Raw genomic sequence first — 1,126 nt, forward strand, 5'->3', positions numbered from 1 at the left:
TCAATCTGTGTGAACACTCATCAATGCACAATCTTTACGTAAGGAGGTGATCCAGCGCCAGGTTCCCCTAGCGCTACCTTGTTACGACTTCACCCCAGTCATGAACCACAAAGTGGCAAGCGTCCTCCCGAAGGTTAAACTACCTGCTTCTTTTGCAGCCCACTCCCATGGTGTGACGGGCGGTGTGTACAAGGCCCGGGAACGTATTCACCGTGGCATTCTGATCCACGATTACTAGCGATTCCGACTTCATGGAGTCGAGTTGCAGACTCCAATCCGGACTACGACGCACTTTTTGGGATTCGCTCACTATCGCTAGCTCGCCGCCCTCTGTATGCGCCATTGTAGCACGTGTGTAGCCCTACTCGTAAGGGCCATGATGACTTGACGTCGTCCCCACCTTCCTCCGGTTTATCACCGGCAGTCTCCCTGGAGTTCCCGACATTACTCGCTGGCAAACAAGGATAAGGGTTGCGCTCGTTGCGGGACTTAACCCAACATTTCACAACACGAGCTGACGACAGCCATGCAGCACCTGTCTTACAGTTCCCGAAGGCACTCCCGCGTCTCCGCAGGATCCTGTAGATGTCAAGAGTAGGTAAGGTTCTTCGCGTTGCATCGAATTAAACCACATGCTCCACCGCTTGTGCGGGCCCCCGTCAATTCATTTGAGTTTTAATCTTGCGACCGTACTCCCCAGGCGGTCTACTTAACGCGTTAGCTCCGAAAGCCACGGCTCAAGGCCACAACCTCCAAGTAGACATCGTTTACAGCGTGGACTACCAGGGTATCTAATCCTGTTTGCTCCCCACGCTTTCGCATCTGAGTGTCAGTATCTGTCCAGGGGGCCGCCTTCGCCACCGGTATTCCTTCAGATCTCTACGCATTTCACCGCTACACCTGAAATTCTACCCCCCTCTACAGTACTCTAGCCTGCCAGTTTCAAATGCAACTCCGAGGTTGAGCCCCGGGCTTTCACATCTGACTTAACAAACCACCTGCATGCGCTTTACGCCCAGTAATTCCGATTAACGCTCGCACCCTCCGTATTACCGCGGCTGCTGGCACGGAGTTAGCCGGTGCTTCTTCTGTCGCTAACGTCAAAGAATACCGCTATTAACGATAC

General features: G+C 53.4%; 1 rRNA gene. It reads right to left on the reverse strand.

Going from position 1 to position 1,126, the window contains the following annotated elements:
* Window positions 1-39: 39 nt before the first annotated feature.
* A 16S ribosomal RNA gene (locus tag FKQ60_RS17255) occupies window positions 40-1,126 on the reverse strand; the annotation flags it as partial.

Origin of the sequence: Vibrio sp. A11, assembly GCF_013048705.1 — a bacterium.
Classification (GTDB): domain Bacteria; phylum Pseudomonadota; class Gammaproteobacteria; order Enterobacterales; family Vibrionaceae; genus Vibrio; species Vibrio metschnikovii.